General features: G+C 73.3%; 15 protein-coding genes. 10 read left to right on the top strand and 5 right to left on the bottom strand.

Annotated features, from left to right (window positions below; translation table 11 throughout):
- Positions 1-21: 21 nt before the first annotated feature.
- The 5 genes from ACWGN5_RS03790 (at position 22) to ACWGN5_RS03770 (ending at position 5,589) form a co-directional block, all read left to right on the top strand.
- Positions 22-336, top strand: a complete 315-nt coding sequence (locus ACWGN5_RS03790; protein WP_184930662.1) for a (2Fe-2S)-binding protein — start codon at positions 22-24, stop codon at positions 334-336.
- Positions 317-1,765, top strand: coding sequence for an FAD/NAD(P)-dependent oxidoreductase (locus ACWGN5_RS03785; RefSeq protein ID WP_453511006.1), 1,449 nt, complete (start codon positions 317-319; stop codon positions 1,763-1,765). Before ACWGN5_RS03790 ends, ACWGN5_RS03785 begins: the two co-directional genes overlap by 20 nt.
- Before the next feature lie 80 nt (positions 1,766-1,845).
- Positions 1,846-2,754, top strand: a complete 909-nt coding sequence (locus tag ACWGN5_RS03780; RefSeq protein WP_453511005.1) for a dihydrodipicolinate synthase family protein — start codon at positions 1,846-1,848, stop codon at positions 2,752-2,754.
- A 102-nt stretch (positions 2,755-2,856) separates the two neighbouring features.
- Entirely contained in the window at positions 2,857-4,242 is a 1,386-nt protein-coding gene (locus ACWGN5_RS03775; protein WP_453511004.1) for an aldehyde dehydrogenase family protein, read from the top strand.
- Positions 4,243-4,323: 81 nt separating this feature from the next.
- Positions 4,324-5,589: an alpha/beta fold hydrolase gene (locus ACWGN5_RS03770; protein ID WP_453511002.1), complete on the top strand. Its 1,266-nt coding sequence runs from the start codon at positions 4,324-4,326 to the stop codon at positions 5,587-5,589.
- Positions 5,590-5,717: 128 nt separating this feature from the next.
- Here the strand turns inward: ACWGN5_RS03770 and ACWGN5_RS03765 are convergent, their stop codons facing one another.
- Positions 5,718-6,614, bottom strand: coding sequence for an alpha/beta hydrolase (locus ACWGN5_RS03765; RefSeq protein WP_453511001.1), 897 nt, complete (start codon positions 6,612-6,614; stop codon positions 5,718-5,720).
- A gap of 118 nt (positions 6,615-6,732) precedes the next feature.
- Between ACWGN5_RS03765 and ACWGN5_RS03760 the strand changes: the two genes are divergently transcribed.
- The 4 genes from ACWGN5_RS03760 to ACWGN5_RS03745 all read left to right on the top strand — a co-directional run bounded on the left by ACWGN5_RS03760 (position 6,733) and on the right by ACWGN5_RS03745 (position 10,730).
- A complete protein-coding gene (locus ACWGN5_RS03760; RefSeq protein WP_453510999.1) occupies positions 6,733-7,761 on the top strand; it encodes a helix-turn-helix domain-containing protein in 1,029 nt (342 codons plus the stop codon).
- 87 nt (positions 7,762-7,848) lie between these two features.
- A complete protein-coding gene (locus ACWGN5_RS03755) occupies positions 7,849-8,541 on the top strand; it encodes an HAD family hydrolase (RefSeq protein ID WP_453510997.1) in 693 nt (230 codons plus the stop codon).
- A complete protein-coding gene (locus ACWGN5_RS03750) occupies positions 8,538-9,275 on the top strand; it encodes a hypothetical protein (protein ID WP_453510995.1) in 738 nt (245 codons plus the stop codon). Before ACWGN5_RS03755 ends, ACWGN5_RS03750 begins: the two co-directional genes overlap by 4 nt.
- A 240-nt stretch (positions 9,276-9,515) precedes the next feature.
- The gene (locus ACWGN5_RS03745; RefSeq protein WP_453510994.1) at positions 9,516-10,730 is read left to right on the top strand and encodes a serine hydrolase domain-containing protein; all 1,215 of its coding nucleotides are present in this window, start codon (positions 9,516-9,518) and stop codon (positions 10,728-10,730) included.
- Positions 10,731-10,808: 78 nt separating this feature from the next.
- Here the strand turns inward: ACWGN5_RS03745 and ACWGN5_RS03740 are convergent, their stop codons facing one another.
- From ACWGN5_RS03740 to ACWGN5_RS03725, 4 genes are all read right to left on the bottom strand, one after another.
- Positions 10,809-12,791, bottom strand: a complete 1,983-nt coding sequence (locus tag ACWGN5_RS03740) for an ATP-binding cassette domain-containing protein (RefSeq protein WP_453510993.1) — start codon at positions 12,789-12,791, stop codon at positions 10,809-10,811.
- A 335-nt stretch (positions 12,792-13,126) separates the two neighbouring features.
- Complete coding sequence (locus ACWGN5_RS03735; RefSeq protein WP_453510991.1) at positions 13,127-13,573, bottom strand: MarR family transcriptional regulator; 447 nt, start codon at positions 13,571-13,573, stop codon at positions 13,127-13,129.
- Positions 13,570-14,052 carry a MarR family winged helix-turn-helix transcriptional regulator gene (locus ACWGN5_RS03730; protein WP_453510990.1) on the bottom strand — a complete coding sequence of 161 codons (483 nt, stop codon included), beginning with the start codon at positions 14,050-14,052 and terminating at the stop codon, positions 13,570-13,572. Before ACWGN5_RS03730 ends, ACWGN5_RS03735 begins: the two co-directional genes overlap by 4 nt.
- Before the next feature lie 141 nt (positions 14,053-14,193).
- Positions 14,194-14,628: an ester cyclase gene (locus tag ACWGN5_RS03725; RefSeq protein WP_453510988.1), complete on the bottom strand. Its 435-nt coding sequence runs from the start codon at positions 14,626-14,628 to the stop codon at positions 14,194-14,196.
- A 385-nt stretch (positions 14,629-15,013) separates the two neighbouring features.
- Here ACWGN5_RS03725 and ACWGN5_RS03720 point away from each other — a divergent pair, with 385 nt between their 5' ends.
- Positions 15,014-16,411 (top strand): APC family permease, encoded by a 1,398-nt coding sequence (locus ACWGN5_RS03720; protein ID WP_453510987.1) that lies wholly within the window; start codon positions 15,014-15,016, stop codon positions 16,409-16,411.
- The last annotated feature ends 148 nt before the right edge of the window (positions 16,412-16,559 follow it).

Here is a 16,559-nt window from a genome sequence, read left to right as displayed (position 1 = left end):
ACCGTCACGAGAGGAGGGCCCGTGGCCCGCACCCCCGCCGACCTCGTCGGCGCGCAGCCCGATCCGCCGTTCGAGATCACCTTCGACGGCCGTCGCGTCACCGCCCTGCCGGGCCAGACCGTCGCCGCCGCCCTCTGGGGCGCCGGCATCCTGGCCTGGCGCACCACCCGGGACGGCGGGCGGCCGCGCGGCGCCTTCTGCGGCATCGGCCAGTGCTACGACTGCCTCGCCACCGTCAACGGCGAACCCAACCGGCGCGCCTGCCTGGTGCCGGCCCGCCCCGGCGACGCGATCACCACCCAGGAGGGACACGGCCATGACCGCCTCACCGTCTGAGCCCGAGACCTACGACCTGGTGGTCGTCGGAGCCGGCTCCGCGGGACTCGCCGGCGCCGTCACCGCCTCCGAACTCGGCCTCTCCGTCGCCCTCCTCGACACCTCCACCCAGACCGGCGGGCAGTTCTACCGGCACCCCGCGCCCGCGCTCGGCGCCGTACGGCCCGAGGCCCTGCACCACGACTGGTCCGCCTACACCGACCTCCGCCGACGCCTCGCCGAAAGCGGCGTCGCCCACCTCGCCGGACACCACGTGTGGTCCACCGTACGGGCGGACGACGGGACCTGGACCGTCCACGCGGTCACCGGGGCCGACGGCGGCGGGGAGCGGCCGGTACGCATCCGGGCCCGGGCGCTGCTGCTCGCCACCGGCGCGTACGAACGCCAACTCCCCTTCCCCGGCTGGACCCTGCCCGGCGTCGTCGGCGCCGGAGGAGCCCAGGCCATGCTCAAGTCCGGCCTCGTGCTGCCCGGCCGCCGCATCGTCGTGGCCGGCAGCGGCCCCCTGCTGCTCGCCGTCGCCTCCTCCCTCGCCGCCGCCGGCGCACAGGTGCCGGCCGTGGTCGAGGCCGCCGGATACCTCCGCTACGCCCGCAGCCCCCGGACCCTCCTCGCCAACCCCGGCAAGGCCGCCGAGGCCCTGCTGCACGGAGCCGGACTGCTCCGCCACCGGGTCCCCGTCCGGCTGCGCAGTGCCGTCACCGAAGTCCACGGCACCGACCGGGTCGAGGCCGTGACCGTCACCCGCCTGGACGCCGACTGGCGCCCCGTGCCGGGGACGGGCCGCCGGATCGCCTGCGACGCCCTGGCCGTCGGACACGGCCTGGTCCCGCAGATCGAACTGGCCACGACCGTGGGCTGCGCCACCCGGCCCCTCCCCGACGGCACCCTCGGCCTCGCCCTGGACGACCTCCAGGAGACCTCGGAGCGCGGACTGTGGGCGGCGGGGGAGACCGGGGGCGTGGGCGGGGCGGAACTTGCCCGTACGGAGGGTGAGCTGGCCGCCCGGGCCATCGCCGCGCGACTCCTCGGCCGCCGTACCGGCGCGGGCCGTGTCGCCGAACTCCGGCGCCGCCGGAACCGGATGCGCGCCTTCGCCGAGGTCATGGCCGCGGCCCACGCCCCGGGCCCCGGATGGCAGGGCTGGCTCACCGACGACACGGACGTGTGCCGTTGCGAGGAGGTCAGCGCCGGCCGCGTCCGCGAGGCCGTCACCGAGCTCGGCGCACGGGACGCGCGCACCGTCAAACTCCTCACCAGGGCCGGCATGGGCTGGTGCCAGGGGCGGATGTGCGGGACGGCCGTCGCCTGCCTCGCCGCCCGCGACGGCGCCGCCGAACCACCCGCGGAACGACGCCCGTTCGCCGTCCCGGTCCGGCTCTCCGTGCTCGCCGAGCTGGACGAGGATCCGGACCCCGACGCTTCCTAGAGCCCGCAGGAGAGGCCTGTGCAGGCCTCTCTGCTTTCGCCCCTCTGTAAAATGTCACACACTATCGAAAGGTCATCGGCATGGTCGCCACCACCTGGAACACCGACCGACCCTGGCGCGGCATCATGGTCGCCACCACCCTCCCCTTCCGCGAGGACCTCTCCGTCGACCACGACGCCTACGCCGAGCACGTCGCCTGGCTGATCGCCAACGGCTGCGACGGCGTCGTCCCGAACGGCTCCCTCGGCGAGTACCAGACCCTCACCGACGCCGAGCGCGCCCAGGTCGTCCGTACCGCCGTCGAAGCGGCCGGCGACGGAGCCAGGGTCATGCCGGGCGTCGCCGCCTACGGCAGCGCCGAGTCCCGCCGCTGGGCCGAGCAGGCCGCCGAGGCCGGCTGCGGCTCGGTCCTCCTCCTGCCGCCCAACACCTACCGCGCCGACGCGGCCGCCGTACGCGCCCACTACACGGAGGTGGCCGGCGTGGGCATCCCGGTCGTCGCGTACAACAACCCCTTCGACACGAAGGTCGACCTCACCCCCGAGCTGCTCGCGCGGCTCCACGGCGACGGCAGCATCGTCGCGGTGAAGGAGTTCAGCGGCGACGTCCGGCGGGCCTACGAGATCGCCGAACTCGCCCCGGAGCTGGACCTGCTGATCGGGGCGGACGACGTCCTCCTGGAGCTGGCCGTCGCGGGCGCCGTCGGGTGGATCGCCGGCTACCCCAACGCCTTCCCGGCCAGCTGCGCCACGCTCTACCAGGCCGCCGTCGCGGGCGACCTGGAGACCGCGCTGCCGCTGTACAAATCCCTGCACTCCTTGCTGCGCTGGGACTCGAAGACGGAGTTCGTCCAGTCCATCAAGCTCTCCATGGACATCGCCGGCCGCCCCGGCGGCCCCACCCGCCCGCCGCGCCACCCGCTGACGGGCGCGACGGAGGCCGCGGTCCGGACGGCGACGGAGAAGGCCGTCGCGGAGGGCCACCACTGACGCGCCCCCGCTGAAGCGGCTCACCGACGGCGCTGGCTGACACCCGCCGTCGGCGCCGCGCGGCACCTTCCCGGACGACCCCTTCCCTGGAGGCCTCCTCCCGTGACCGACGCACTTCCCACCCTCGTCTCCCGCAACCCGGCCGACCCGGCCGACGTGCTCCTGCGGACGGCCGCGCCCGGTGCATTCGCCGCCGTCGACACCGTCGAGCGGGCCCGTGCCGCCCAGCCCGGCTGGCTGCTCGCCGGCGCCGCCGCGCGGTCGGCCGCCCTCGGCGCGATCGCCGCCGCCGTCGAGGCCGCGGCCGGCGAACTCGCCGAGCTCGCCGTCCGCGAGGTCGGCAAGCCGCTCTCCGAGGCCAGAGCCGAGGTGGCCAGGACCGCCGCCATCTGGCGCTACTACGCCCAGGCCCCGTACGAGCCCACCGGAGCCGTCCACGAGACGGCGGCGGGGGCCGGACTGCTCCTGACCCGGCGCCGCCCGCACGGCGTGGCCGGCCTGATCACCCCCTGGAACTTCCCCTTCGCCATCCCCACCTGGAAGGCCGCCCCCGCCCTCGCGGCCGGGAACACGGTCGTCCTCAAGCCCGCGCCCGAAGCCACCGCCTGCGCCCAGCGCCTCGCCGAGATCGTCCGGAAGGCCGTCCCGGAAGCGGTGTTCACCGTCCTCCCCGGCGGCGCGACCGAGGGCAACGCGCTCGTCTCGGCCGCCGACGTCGTCTCCTTCACCGGCTCCACCCCCGTCGGCCGGGCCGTCGCCCGGGCCGCGACCGCCCGGGGCATCCCGGCGCAGGCGGAGATGGGCGGACTGAACGCGGCGCTCGTCCTGCCCGACGCGGACATCGAGCAGGCGGCCGGCCACATCGCCGCCTCCATCGCCGGATACGCGGGCCAGAAGTGCACCGCCACCAGCCGCGTCATCGCGGTCGGCGCGGCACTCGACCCGCTGCGCGAGGCGCTCTCCGAAGCGCTGAAGGCCCTCCCCGTCGGCGATCCCGCCGACCCGGCCACCGTGTGCGGGCCGCTCATCCAGGAAGGCGCCCGCGACCGGATGGTCGAGGCCTGCCGCGGACTGAGCACGCTCGCCGGCGGCACCGCGCTCGACAGGCCCGGCTGGTACGCGGCCCCGACCCTCGTCGAGAAGGTCGCGCCCGGACACCAGCTGCTGCGCGAGGAGGTTTTCGGCCCCGTCGCGACCCTGCTGGCCGCCGACGACCTCGCCCACGCGATCCGGATCACCAACTCCGTCCCGTACGGCCTGGTGACCTCGGTCCACACCGCCGACCTGAACACGGCCCTGAACGGCCTCGACCTGCTCGACACCGGCATGATCCGGATCAACGCCCCCTCCACCGGCGTCGACTTCCATCTGCCGTTCGGCGGCTCCAAGGCCTCCAGCCACGGGCCGCGCGAGCAGGGCCGCGCGGCCCTGGAGTTCTACACGTCCGGCCGGACGTACACCCTGGCGCCGGCGGGCCCGACGGCCTGACCTCGTACGGTGGCGAGTCCGGCCCGGCTCACCACCGTACGCACCGAGGGACCGCCCGCCCCCACGACAGCGAGAGAAGCCGTGAATCCCGCGTACGCGACCGTCGACCACACCTTCACCGTCCCCCTGGACCACCGGGCCCCCGACGGCCCCACCCTCCAGGTCTTCGCCCGCGAGGTCACCGACCCGGCCCGGGCGAGCGAGGAACTGCCCTGGCTGCTCTACCTCCAGGGCGGGCCCGGCGGTAAATCGCCCCGGCCGTCCGCCGGTTCGCCCGGCTGGCTGCCCCATGCCCTGAAGACCCACCGGGTGCTGCTCCTCGACCAGCGCGGCACCGGCCGTTCCAGCCCGGTCACCGCGCGCTCCGCCGCCCGCTTCGCGTCCGCGGAGCTCCTCGCCGGCCACCTGGCGCACTTCCGCGCCGACTCGATCGTCGCCGACGCGGAGCTGATACGCCGCCAACTCTGCGGCGACACCCCCTGGGAGACCCTCGGGCAGAGCTACGGCGGCTTCCTCACCCTCACCTACCTCTCGCAGGCCCCTGAGGGGTTGCGCGCCTGCTACGTCACGGGAGGCCTGCCCGGTCTCACCGCCACCGCCGACGACGTGTACGCCCGCACCTATCCCCGGGTCCGCGACCGGGTCCTCGACTTCTACGCGCGGTACCCGCAGGACGCTCCCCGGCTGCGGAAGCTCGCCGACCTCCTCGCGGCCGGCGACGTCCGCCTGCCGGACGGCGACCGGCTCACCCCGCGCCGGCTGCGCACGCTCGGACTCGTCCTCGGCATGGGGGACGGCTTCGAACGCCTCCACTGGCTGCTCGACGAAGCCCTCGACTCCGACGGCGAGCCGACCGACACCTTCCTCCAGCAGGTGATGTCCCTGACCGGCTTCGCCGACAACCCGCTCTTCGCCGTCCTGCAGGAGAGCCTGTACGGGCAGGGCGGCGGCCCCACCGCATGGGCGGCCTCCCGCGCCCTCGCGGACTTTCCCGAGTTCGCCGAGGACGCCGACCCGCTCCTGCTCACCGGGGAGATGATGTACCCCTGGATGGTCCGCGAGATCCGCGGCCTGCGACCGTTCGCGGACGCCGCCGACCTCCTCGCCGCACGCTCCGACTGGCAGCCCCTGTACGACCCGCGCCGCCTCGCGGCGAACGAGGTGCCGCTCGCCGCGGTCGTCTACCACGACGACATGTACGTGGACGCGGGCCTCTCCCTGCGTACGGCCCGCGAGGTCGGCGCCACGCGCGTCTGGGTCACCAACGAGTGGGAGCACGACGGCCTCTCCGCCTCGGGCGGCCGCGTCCTCGCCCGCCTGATGGACCTGGCGACGGGCCGGGCCTGACGGACGGGTGTGCCGCGGGGCCGGTCTGACGAGGGGTGTCCGCGGGCTCGGCCTGATCGACCGGTGTGCGGGCCGGTCTGACCGACGGGTGCCCGCGACCCCGGTCTGACCGACCGGTGTCCGCGGGCTCAGTCGGCGAGGGCGCGGCGCAGTGCGGCGCCGAGTTCGGCGTTCTGCCGCTGCGAGACCTCGGCGGAGAGGATGGCCTGCGAGCCGTGGAACGTGCCGGGCCACTGGTGGACCTCGACGGAGACACCCGCCTGGAGCAACCGGAGGGCGTAGGCGAGGTCCTCGTCGCGGTTCGGGCAGAACTCGGCGGAGGCGATGTACGCCGGCGGGAGGCCGGACAGATCCGTGGCCCGTGCGGGGGCCGCGTACGGCGTGGCGGGCCGGGAGCCCAGGTAGTGGCGCCACGCGGCGAGCGCCTTGTCCCGGTGGAACCACGGCGTGTCCGTGAAGTTCCGGGCCGACCACGTGTCGAGCCGGTCGTCGAGCCCCGCCTGGTTGAGCAGCTGGAAACGGATCGGCGGCCCCTGCTCGTCACGCGCCCGCAGCGCCACCGCCGCCGCGAGCCCGCCGCCCGCGCTGTGGCCGCCGACCGCGATCCGCGCCGGGTCGATGCCGAGTTCGGCGGCGTGCTCGGCGGTCCAGTTCAGTACGGCGTAGGCGTCGTCCAGGGCGGCCGGGAAGGGATGCTCGGGCGCCAGCCGGTAGCCGACCGAGACCACCACCGCGCCGGAACTCTCCGCGATGCGGCTCGCCCACGGGTGCTCCGTGTCCACGTCGCCCATGACGAATCCGCCGCCGTGCAGCCAGACCACGGCGCCCTGCGCCTCGCGCGGCCGGTAGATCCGTACCATTACGTCCGGATCGGCGGGCACGACACGGTCCTCGACCTCCATCTCCGAGGTGTCCGGAGCGGGCACGGCGGCCGCCAGGCAGGCGAAGTACAGGCGGGACGAGACGGGGTCGGACAGGTCGTTGCGCGGGAAGAAGGGGATGAACGCTTCGAGTTCGGGGTCCATGACGACCATCCTCCGCCGCGGGCGTCCGCGGGGTCACCCGCCATCCGTCGCGCGTCCCGCCCCGATCACGCGCCGGTCGGCGCGCCCCGTCCGCCCGTCCTTCTGCGATCCTTGTGCCATGGAGGCACTGGCCGTACGGCTGTCGGGACTCGATCCGTACGTCGACGGCGCGATGCGCATCGTCGCGTTCTACGACACCCTGATGCGCCGCCGCGTCGACCTCGCGGCGCTCGCCCGCGCCTCTGCGGGCCTGGCCGAATGCGTCGCCGGCATCCGGCTCCACGGCACCGGCCGTTCGACCCGCGTCTCGCCCCACGGCACCCAGGCGTCCACCCCGCCGGCGCCCGCCTCCACCGAGGCGCCGATCACCCTCGACGAGGAGGAGATCGGCACCGTCTGGCTGGAGCGCCCCGGCCCGCCCAACCCCCTCGACGAGGTCCTTCTCGACCGCTTCGCCCTCGCCGCCGCTGCCGCCGCCGAACGCTACGGCCCCGCCCGCACCACCATGGCCGACCCGGCCCTCGTCGAACTGGCCGTCAGCGCCGAGAGCGACGACGCCGCCCGGGCCCGCGCCCTCCGCCTCCTCGGCTTCGCCCCCGACCTGCCCGTCCACGTCGTCGCCGTACGCACGTGCCTGCCGCTCGACCGCGTCGGCACCCTGGTCTGCCCGGCCCGCCCGGTGAAGGCGGCCCCGCTCGCCGACGTGGGCGTCATCCTGGCCACCACCCTGGACCGTACGGGCTTCCCCGCAGGGGTACGGGCGGGCATCGGCGCCACCGACAGCCCCGACCGCGCCTGGCGTCAGGCCCGCACGGCGCTCCGCTTCACCTCCCCGCGCGAACCCGTCGTCCACCACGCCGAGCTGGGCGCACTCGCCCTCCTCGCGGACATCCCCGAGGACGCCGTACGGGACAACCCCGACGTGACCGCGATCGCCCGGCTCTCCCCGGAAGACCTGGAGACCCTGGAGACGTACTGCGCCACGGCCTCCGTGCGTCGCGCGGCCGACCTCCTCCACCTCCACCACAGCAGCATCGCCCGCCGCCTCGACCACATCGGAAAGAGCCTCGCCCTGGACCTCACCACCCCCACGGGCCTGACCCGCGCCCGGCTGGCCCTCACCACATGGCGCCTGCTCGACGACTGAACACCCCTGGTGAGGAGGAGGCATTGACGCCTCCGAACGCGCCTGAGAATCTGCCTGCGATCATGAACTGACGGTCTCGGGGGAGACATGCCCTACTTCGAAGCAGTGTTGTTCGACTGGGTCGGAACGCTCGTCGTTCCCAAGTGGGGCCCGGCACCCGACGACCGGCCGAAGGGGGCCACGTGGATCGAGCGGACCCTGCTCCAGCTCGGCCGTGACGCGTCGGAACCGGAGATACGGCGGATCAGCGAGGCCCTGAGCGAGGCGGGCAGACTGCCGGAGGTGGCAGGGGGCTGGTCCGACGTGTCCGCCGCCGCGCACCGCGGGGGCTACGACACCTGGGTGCGGGCGGCGGCGATCGCCCCGGACCTGGCCGACGCCCTCTACACGACCCTCTCCGACCCCGCCGGCAACCCGTTCGCGACGGATGTCGCACCCACCCTCGCGGCGCTGAAGGCCGCCGGCCTGAAGGTGGCCGTCATCAGCGACATCCACTTCGACATCCGGCCCGCCTTCGAGAAGACCGGCCTGGACGCGTACGCCGACGGCTACGCCCTCTCCTTCGAGCACGGCCTGTGCAAGCCCGACCCCGCCTTCTTCGGCGTGGCCCTCGACCAGCTCGGGGTGCGCCCCGGCGAGGCCCTGATGGTCGGCGACCGCTCGGCCCGTGACGGCGGAGCCGTCGAAGCCGGCCTCGCGACCCTCCTCCTCCCGCCCCTGACCCGGACCACCGAGGAACGGCTGCACCTGGTGCTCGGAGCATGCGGGATCTCGCGATGAGCGCCCAACAGCCCCTCACCTACGACGCGTTCGTCGAGCTCGCCTCGGCCGACCCGGCGGTCCTCGGCCTCGTCCTGAAAGGGTCCAGCGCGCACGAGGGTATGACCACCGAGCACTCCGACCACGACCTCTACGTCGTCCTCGCCGAAGGCGTGTCGACGCCGCTCACCGAGTACGCGGGGCACCGCAGCCGGGAGCTCGACCTCGTCCTCCTCTCCCTCGACACCTTCCGGGCCGTGGGGATGCCGGGCTTCGAGCGGTACGCCCTCTCCCGCGCCCGGGTCGTCCTTGACCGGCTCGACGGAGAGATCGGCCGGATCCTGGCCGCCAAGGCGCGCCTCAGCGCCGACGAAGCGTCCCGCGCCGCCGCGACGTGGCTCGACGCCTACGCCAACTCCCTCTACCGCTCCCTGAAGAACGACAGGGACGGACACGGCCTCGCTGCCCGGCTCGACGCCGGCGACAGCATCGGCCACCTGCTGGAACTGCTCTTCGCGCTCGACCGTCGCCCCCGTCCCTACAACAAGTACCTGGAGTGGGAGCTCGCCCGGTACCCCCTGCCCGGCTGGGACACCGACGCGCTGCTCGACGCCTTGGGCCGCATCTCGGGCTCGGGTGATGTGGCCGCCCAACACGGGCTCTTCGCCCGCGTGGAGGAAGCGGCCCGACGCCACGGGCACGGAGGGGTACTGGATGCATGGGGCGAGGACCTGGAGCTGATGCGCGGGCGGTAGGGGAACCGGTTCGGGGTTGGGGGGTTCGGGGGTTCCGGGCTCGGGTTCGGGGTCGGGTTCGGGGGTGCGGGGCTCGGGTTCGGCTTCGGGGGCTCGGGGTCGAGTCTCAGGGGCCAGGTCCGGGGGATTCGGGGTCGACTCCGGGTGATCACGGATACTCACCGGGCCGCGGAGAAGCGAGAGTTGAGGGTGTCAGGGGGGCGCAGTGAGCCCCACCGCCTCAGCAGAACGGAGCAGCCCGTGCTCGTCCGTCCGATCACTCTCCGCCGCCTCGCCGTGGCCGGCCTCGCCGCCTCGGTCCTCACGATCGGAGCCGGCGTCCCCGCCGCGACGGCCCTCGCCCCGGGGCAGCCGCGCACGGCGGGCACCGCGTCCGTCTTTGACCCCGAGCCCCTGCGGAAGCTGGTCACGCCCCTGCCGAGCTACCAGGCCGGGGTACTCGTCAGAGTCGACGGACCGGGCCGCGGGCCGCTGTGGACGGGTACGGCCGGTCCCGTCACCGCGGACGACCACTTCCGCATCGGCAGTGTGACGAAGGTCTTCACCCACACGGTGGCCCTGCAGCTGGTCGCCGAGCACCGCATGGGTCTCGACGACCCGGTACGGCGCCACCTCCCGGAGCTGATCCCGGCGGACTACGGCACGGTCACGGTACGGCAGTTGCTCGACCACACCAGCGGACTTCCGAAGCCCGCGCCCACACCGGGCCCGCCGCCGAGCCCCGGTGGCGAGCCCGGGTGGTGGCTGAAGGGCGTGACGCCCTCGGACGGAGTCCGGGACACCTTCGCGCTCGCCGCGCAGGACCACGAGTGGAACGCACACCGGCCCGCCCCCGGCACGGTCCAGCAGTACAACGGGATCAACACCGTGATCATCGGCCTGCTGGTGGAGAAGGTCACGGGCCACACCTTCGGGCACGAGCTCGACCGGCGCATCCTCCGCCCCCTCCAGCTGCGGGACACCAGCCTGCCCGCCGCCGACGACTTCAGCCTCCCCAGCCCGCACACCCGCGTGTACGTCGGCGGCGACGACGTCACCGAGCAGAACCCCTACCCGTGGGCGGAGGGCGGGATGATATCCACCGCCGCCGACCTGGACCGCTTCATGACCGCCCTCTTCCGTGGCCGACTGCTTCCGCCGGCCGAGCAGGAGGTCGCCTTCTCGGTCCCCGAGGTGCCCAACTCCCCGGCGAACAAGAACTGCCTCAAGGCCGGCACCGCGTGCTTCAGCCCCGGCGGGATGATGCGGCTCACGCTGAACAACGGCGTCACCGTCTGGGGCAAGACGGGGTCCCGCCCCGGCTGGGAGAACGGGATGTTCGCCACCCGTGACCTCCAGCGCCGCCTGGTCTACTCCTTCAACCCCAACGGCACCGGGACGGGGCGCCAGTACGGCGACTACATACAGGACGTAGCTGGCGCCGCGTTCGCCGGTGTGAGCGATAGGTCGGTGTGATCGGTGTGACAGGCGTGGCCGATGTGACCGTGCCCCCGCGTGTGCGGGGGCAGGGTCGCTAGCGGGTCACCCAGCGGATCACCGGGGGGCGGTCTCGGGCCCGGTCTGTTCGGGGACGGTGGGCGCCAGGAACTGGCGGGCCTGCAGGTTGTACGCCTCCCGGAAGGCTCCGGTGCCACAGGCCGGGTCCATGAGCTGTTCGAACGTGCCGTGCTCGACGACCCGGCCCCGCTCCAGGACGTAGATCAGGTCGGCGTGGCGGACGCTGTGGAGCCGGTGGGTGATCAGGACCGTGGTCTGGCCCGTGCCGGCGAGCCGGTGGATCTGGTCGAACACACGCTGCTCGGCGACCGGGTCCAGGGCGCTGGTCGGCTCGTCGACGACCAGGACCTGTCCGTTCCGGTACCGCGCACGGGCGAGGCCGACCTTCTGCCACTGTCCGCCGGAGATCTCCTGACCGCCCTGATAGCCGCGGGCGAGGAGCGTGTCGAGGCCGCGGGGGAGCTTCGCCACGACGTCGTCGGCGCCCGCGTAGGCGGCCGCGGCCTCGACGTCGCGGTCGTCGATCGCGCCGCCGGGCCGGCCGATCCCGATGTTGACCCGGGCGGTGAACGGCCACCGCTGGAAGTTCTGGGCGACCATGGCGACGCGGGAGAAGAGCCGCGCCCGGCAGGCTGCCGCAGCGTCCACCTCGCCCCACATCACCCGGCCGGTCGCGGGCATGTGCAGGCCGCACAGCAGTTTGGACACCGTGGTCTTGCCGGACCCGTTCGCCCCGACGAGCGCCACGGTCCTGCCGTGGGGGATGACCAGGTCCACCTCCCGCAGCGACGGCTCCTCGGCCCCCTGGTAGGAGAAGGTGACCTTCTCGAAACGGATCGCGTCGAAGTCCTCGGGCAGGTCAAGGCCCGCCTCCGGGATCGCCCGCCGCTCGGCCTCGGTACAGAGCCGTTCCAGGTCGGCGACGAAGAGGGACTCCTCCTGGAGGTCGGCGACGCGCAGCACCAGGTCGGTGATGCTCGCCGACCCGGCCCTGATGGCGAGCACCGCCGTACCGCCGACGGCGAGCGCCATCTGTCCGTTCCAGAGGAGGAGACCGAGCACCGCGTACGCGGCGACCGTGGCCACACCACGGGCGCCGTCGGCGAGCAGTCCCGTGCGGGCCCCGATCCACGCGAGCCGGGTCTGTTCCCGCTCGCTCGTCTCCGCCATGCCCCGGAAGTGTTCGAGCAGGAAAGGACCCACGTCGTGGACCCGGACCTCGCCCGCCGCCTGCTGGTCGATCAGGAGCCGGCTGAGCAGCTGCGCGGCGCGCGCGTGCTGGACGAACCGGTGCCAGCTCTCGTACCGCGCCCGGGCCATGGTCAGGGATCCCCAGGCGCTCGGCAGGGCCATCGCCACGAGGAGAGGAAGGAGCGCAGGGTGCAGGACCGTCAGCACGCTCGCGGCGGCGATCAGGGAGATCGCCGAGGCGACGACGGCCGTGCAGTAGCCGACCATGCGCCGGGCCCCGTCGGCGCCCCACTGAGCGGAGTCCATCAGTTTGTGGAAGGCGTCGTCCTCGATGGCGTCCATCTCCACCCGGGCGACGAGACCCAGGTACCGCTCGGTGGCGACCCGTTGGACTTTGGGTTCCAGGATGCCCGTGGAGGCGGTCGACGCCGACTTGAGGAGTGAGGAGACGATCGCCATCACCGAGACGAACACCAGTGAGGGGAGGGCGGCCCGCAACCGGTCGACGAGGATTCCGGACGCGAGGAGCTCGGCGAGCAGCGCGTTCACCGCGACGAGGGAGAATGCCTGCGTGACACCGCGGCCGATCTCGCTGACCGCCACCGTGTACAGGGCGCGCCGGTCGGCCTGCCGGGCGAGGCGCACGGCGATCCCGACCTGGCGGGGGAAGGTCACGGCCATGCGCCACATGCCGAGCTTCACCCAGGTGCCGCGGTGCTGGCTCCAGCCCTGGTCGTAGGCGAGCTCACCGCCGAACAGCAGCCGCTCGGAGGCCGAGACGGTCTCGGTCGGGGGCGTGGACGACGCGTCGTCCGTGGTGGTCGTCATGCCGCCCACCTCGCATCCCGGCCGCACGGCCGGCGGGGTCCTGAGGGAAGGGGAATGGGGAGGGGGTCGGGGTGGGGGTGGGGGAGGGGGAGATGGTCGGGAAAGGGGCACATGGCGTTCTCCGGGGCCGGGGTCTTGGCTGTCGGAGGGGTCAACGACAAGGCCGGCCCGGTCGAACACATGTGTTTCGGACGGTGCCCGAACCCCGGAGCAGAGCGAATGCGCGTTCGTGCGGGATGCATCGACCCTTGCGGGAGGTGGGTCATGGCCCTGCCGGGTGATGGCCGAAACGCCGCGACAGCGCCTCCCCGGCGCTGCCGCGCCCCCGCGGCGACTCAGGCTCCCGCCAGCTCGGCGTTCGCGCGCTGCGTGAGGAGGGTCAGCACGCGGCCCGCGACCGCGAGGTCCTCGGCGGGGATGCCGGCGTACAGCCGGGCGGAGATCTCGGCGGTCTCGGCGGTGGTGGACTCGTACAGCTCCCGTCCGGTCGCCGTGAGCCGCAGCCGGGGGTCGGCCGCCGGGTCCTGCTCCAGCAGCTCCGCGGCCGTCATGCCGTCGATCACGGCGCGCACGACCGACTCCTCGGCCTTCAGCGAGCCCATGACGTCGGTGACGAGCTCGTCCCGGCCGATGGAGTCGCCCGCGACGGCGACGGCCCGGAGCGTCACGCTCTGCTCGAACGTGGCGCCGTGGCGGGTCAGGACTCCCTCCAGGAGGGCGCGTGCGGAGTAGTGCGCCAGGGCGATGACGCGGCCGTTGGTCGTGGGTGCGGTGGTGGTCATGACTGCTCCTCGTCGTGGTCGGTGCGCGGATCGAGCGGTGCGTCGAGCAGGGTCGCAAGGTCGGCGGTGAACTGCCGGGCGCGCGGGCTGTCCTGCCCCCCGAGCGGTGCCAGCATCTGGTCCAGGAGGCCCTGTACCACCGTGATGGCACGGCGTGTGACGTCGCGGCCCTGCTCGGTGAGCGAGAGCCGCATGGCGCGCGGGTCGTTCGGGTCCCGGGTGCGGGCGACGAGTCCGGCCGCCTCCAGCGCGCGGGCGAGCTTGGAGACGTACAGGGGTTCGAGCCCGGTGTGGTCGGCGAGCTGCCGCTGGCTCGGTTCGAGCCCGGAGCGTGCCATGCCGTGCAGCGACCCCATCAGGGCGTACTGCGCATGGGTCAGGCCCAGCGGTGCGACCGCCCGGTCGACGGCCACCCGCCACTTCATCGACAGGCGCCAGACCAGGAAGCCTGCTGTGGCGCTCTCGTTTGCTGAACTCACGAGGGATACAGTACATGGCTACTATGTCCATGGCTACTATTTCTCGCTCGTCCTGAGCACCGGGCACCTCAGCACCCGGGCACCTCAGCACCCGGGCACCTCGGCACCCGGGCACCTCGGCACCCGGGCCCCGGGCGTCGGTCAGGACGGGAGGGCGCCGAGCTGCCGCAGCTGGGTGAGGACGTCCACGACGCCCCGTATCTCTGCGATCCGTCCGTCCGTGAAGCGGAAGACGAAGATCTCGCCGTAGGCGACGGACTTCCCGGTGGGCGGCATGTCCCGGTACTCACCCAGGTGTGTCCCGGTCACGGCGTTCCGGGAGACGACCTTGTCGCCCTCCGCGATCGTCTCCTCCACGGCGACGTGGATGTCGGGGAACGCACGCAGCAACACCTCCCAGACGCGCTTCAGGGCCTCCCGACCCGTCGCGCCCATCGCCACCGGGGCGTGGAAGACCAGGTCCGGTGCGGTGAGCTCGTCGACAGCCTTCGCGACGAGGACCGGGTCGCCGCTGTTCGTGGCCGCGTGGAAGCGCTCGATCACCGCGATGTTGCTCATGGCCTCGGCTGCCGGCATGCGGAGCCTCCTTCTGTGCTCGGGCAGGACGTTTCGCCTCTAGGACGCCACGGCGGCCGGGAATGTGACACGGCGCTTCCGGGCGCCGTCGGCGTCGTCCGGCGTTCCGGAATGTGGAGCGGCGGTAAAGCGCGGGAAAAGTCCTGGCCGGCGGGCTGCGGTTCCCGCACGGAGCGATTCCGCCGTCTTGGCGCGTTCTTAGCGCCCCGACACCCCGCCCGGGCGTGTCGGAGCAACGGATTCCGCAGCGAAGAGCCCATTGACCTGCGGTTCTGCTCACGCTTCCATTCAGCCCGGGAGCGCCGGAACCACCTGATCACCAGCCGCCTCGGAGGCGATACAGCTCCCGCTCAGAACCACCGCTCGCATCGATCGGAACCGCCTGATGACCGACACCCTCAGCGCACCGCACGCGTTGGCCCCTCCGACCGGCCCCGTGCCGCAGAAGCTCAAGCGTTCCATCGGTGTCGTGGGCGGCACCTTGCTCACGCTGTCGTGCGTGACGCCCGCCTCCACCCTCTTCGTGGTCGTACCCGACCTGTTCGACGGCGTCGGCACGTACGCGGCCCTCACCATCGCGATCGGCTCGCTGCTCTGTATCGGCGTGGCGTTCTGTTACTCCGAGCTGGGCACCCTGATCCCCAGCGCGGGCGGCGAGTACGCCATCGTCTCCACCCTCTCGGGCCGTCTCGCCGGCTGGCTGGTGTTCGTCCTGTCCCTGCTGGTGGTGATGATCGTGCCACCGGTGATCGCCATGGGAACCGCCGACTACCTCGCGCCCCTGGTGCACATCCCCGCCCCGATCGCAGGGGCCGGCGTCATGCTCCTCGCGACCCTCGCGGGCCTCCTCGACCTGCGCGCCAACGCCTGGATCACCGGCATCTTCCTCGTCCTCGAGGTGATCGCCGCGGGCATCGTCGCGGTCCTCGGCTTCGCCCACTCGGAGCGGGGCATCGGCTCCCTCGTCCACGGCCAGGTCGCCGCCGAGGGCGGCACGCACTCGCTCGTCACCGGCGCCATGGTCGTCTCCGGCCTCGCCATCGCCCTCTTCATCACCCAGGGCTTCTCGACGGCCGTCTACCTCTCCGAGGAGCTGGAGAACCCGCGCAAGTCCGTGGCCCGCACCGTGCTCGCCACCCTCGCCATCTCGACCGCCGTCATCCTCGTGCCCGTCGTCGCCATCACCCTCGGCGCCGGCGACCTGGAGACCCTCACCGGCGGTGACATCAGCGGCATGATCGCGGCCTGGTCCAACTCGGCCGTCGGCACGTTCATCAGCCTCTGCGTCGCCCTCGCGATCATCAACGCCGGCATCGTGATGGTCATCCAGAACTCCCGTGTGCTGTTCGCCTCCGCCCGTGACAAGGCCTGGCCGGAGCCCGTCAACAACGCCCTGTCCCGCCTCGGCCGCTTCGGCTCCCCGTGGGTGGCCACCCTGCTGGTCGGCGTCCCGGGCGCGGGCCTGTGCTTCGTGAACCTCGACACCCTCTACGGCGTCACCGGCGTCTCCGTCACCGGCATGTACCTGCTGGTCGCCGTGGCCGCCCTGTTCAGCCGCCGGGGCGCGCACCGCGAGGTCGCGGCGTGGCGCATGCCGCTGTGGCCGGCCGTCCCGGTGGTCCTCATCGCGGTCCTCGCGTACGTCCTCTACATGCAGGACGTCGAGTACCTGCTGTGGACCGGCGGCATCACGGCGGTGGCCACCCTCTACTGGGCGCTGTACCTGCGGCCGCGCAAGGACACCCGCTGGCTGGTCAGCATTCCGGAGGACGAGCAGGTCTGATCCTGCCGGCACCATCCCACCCGAGGGCCGGGGGGGGGCGGGGGGGCCCCGCCCCCCGGGGGGGCCCCGCCGGGGGCGCGCGGGCCGCCCGCACCAACCGCCCGGGGGGGGGGCGCGGCGGCCCGCCGGGGGTGAGGGCGCCCCAGGC

Source organism: Streptomyces sp. NPDC055815 (genome assembly GCF_053616475.1).
Note: the sequence above shows the minus strand (reverse complement) of the source record. Positions and strands in the feature narration are given on the sequence as shown.

What these genes read in the sequence shown, in the direction of transcription:
- ACWGN5_RS03785 (WP_453511006.1), top strand. Translation starts at nt 317, where the DNA reads ATGACCGCCTCACCGTCTGAGCCCGAGACCTACGACCTGGTGGTCGTC.
- ACWGN5_RS03780 (WP_453511005.1), top strand. Translation starts at nt 1,846, where the DNA reads ATGGTCGCCACCACCTGGAACACCGACCGACCCTGGCGCGGCATCATG.
- ACWGN5_RS03765 (WP_453511001.1), bottom strand. Translation starts at nt 6,614, where the DNA reads ATGGACCCCGAACTCGAAGCGTTCATCCCCTTCTTCCCGCGCAACGAC.
- ACWGN5_RS03760 (WP_453510999.1), top strand. Translation starts at nt 6,733, where the DNA reads ATGGAGGCACTGGCCGTACGGCTGTCGGGACTCGATCCGTACGTCGAC.
- ACWGN5_RS03755 (WP_453510997.1), top strand. Translation starts at nt 7,849, where the DNA reads ATGCCCTACTTCGAAGCAGTGTTGTTCGACTGGGTCGGAACGCTCGTC.
- ACWGN5_RS03750 (WP_453510995.1), top strand. Translation starts at nt 8,538, where the DNA reads ATGAGCGCCCAACAGCCCCTCACCTACGACGCGTTCGTCGAGCTCGCC.
- ACWGN5_RS03740 (WP_453510993.1), bottom strand. Translation starts at nt 12,791, where the DNA reads ATGACGACCACCACGGACGACGCGTCGTCCACGCCCCCGACCGAGACC.
- ACWGN5_RS03735 (WP_453510991.1), bottom strand. Translation starts at nt 13,573, where the DNA reads ATGACCACCACCGCACCCACGACCAACGGCCGCGTCATCGCCCTGGCG.
- ACWGN5_RS03725 (WP_453510988.1), bottom strand. Translation starts at nt 14,628, where the DNA reads ATGCCGGCAGCCGAGGCCATGAGCAACATCGCGGTGATCGAGCGCTTC.
- ACWGN5_RS03720 (WP_453510987.1), top strand. Translation starts at nt 15,014, where the DNA reads ATGACCGACACCCTCAGCGCACCGCACGCGTTGGCCCCTCCGACCGGC.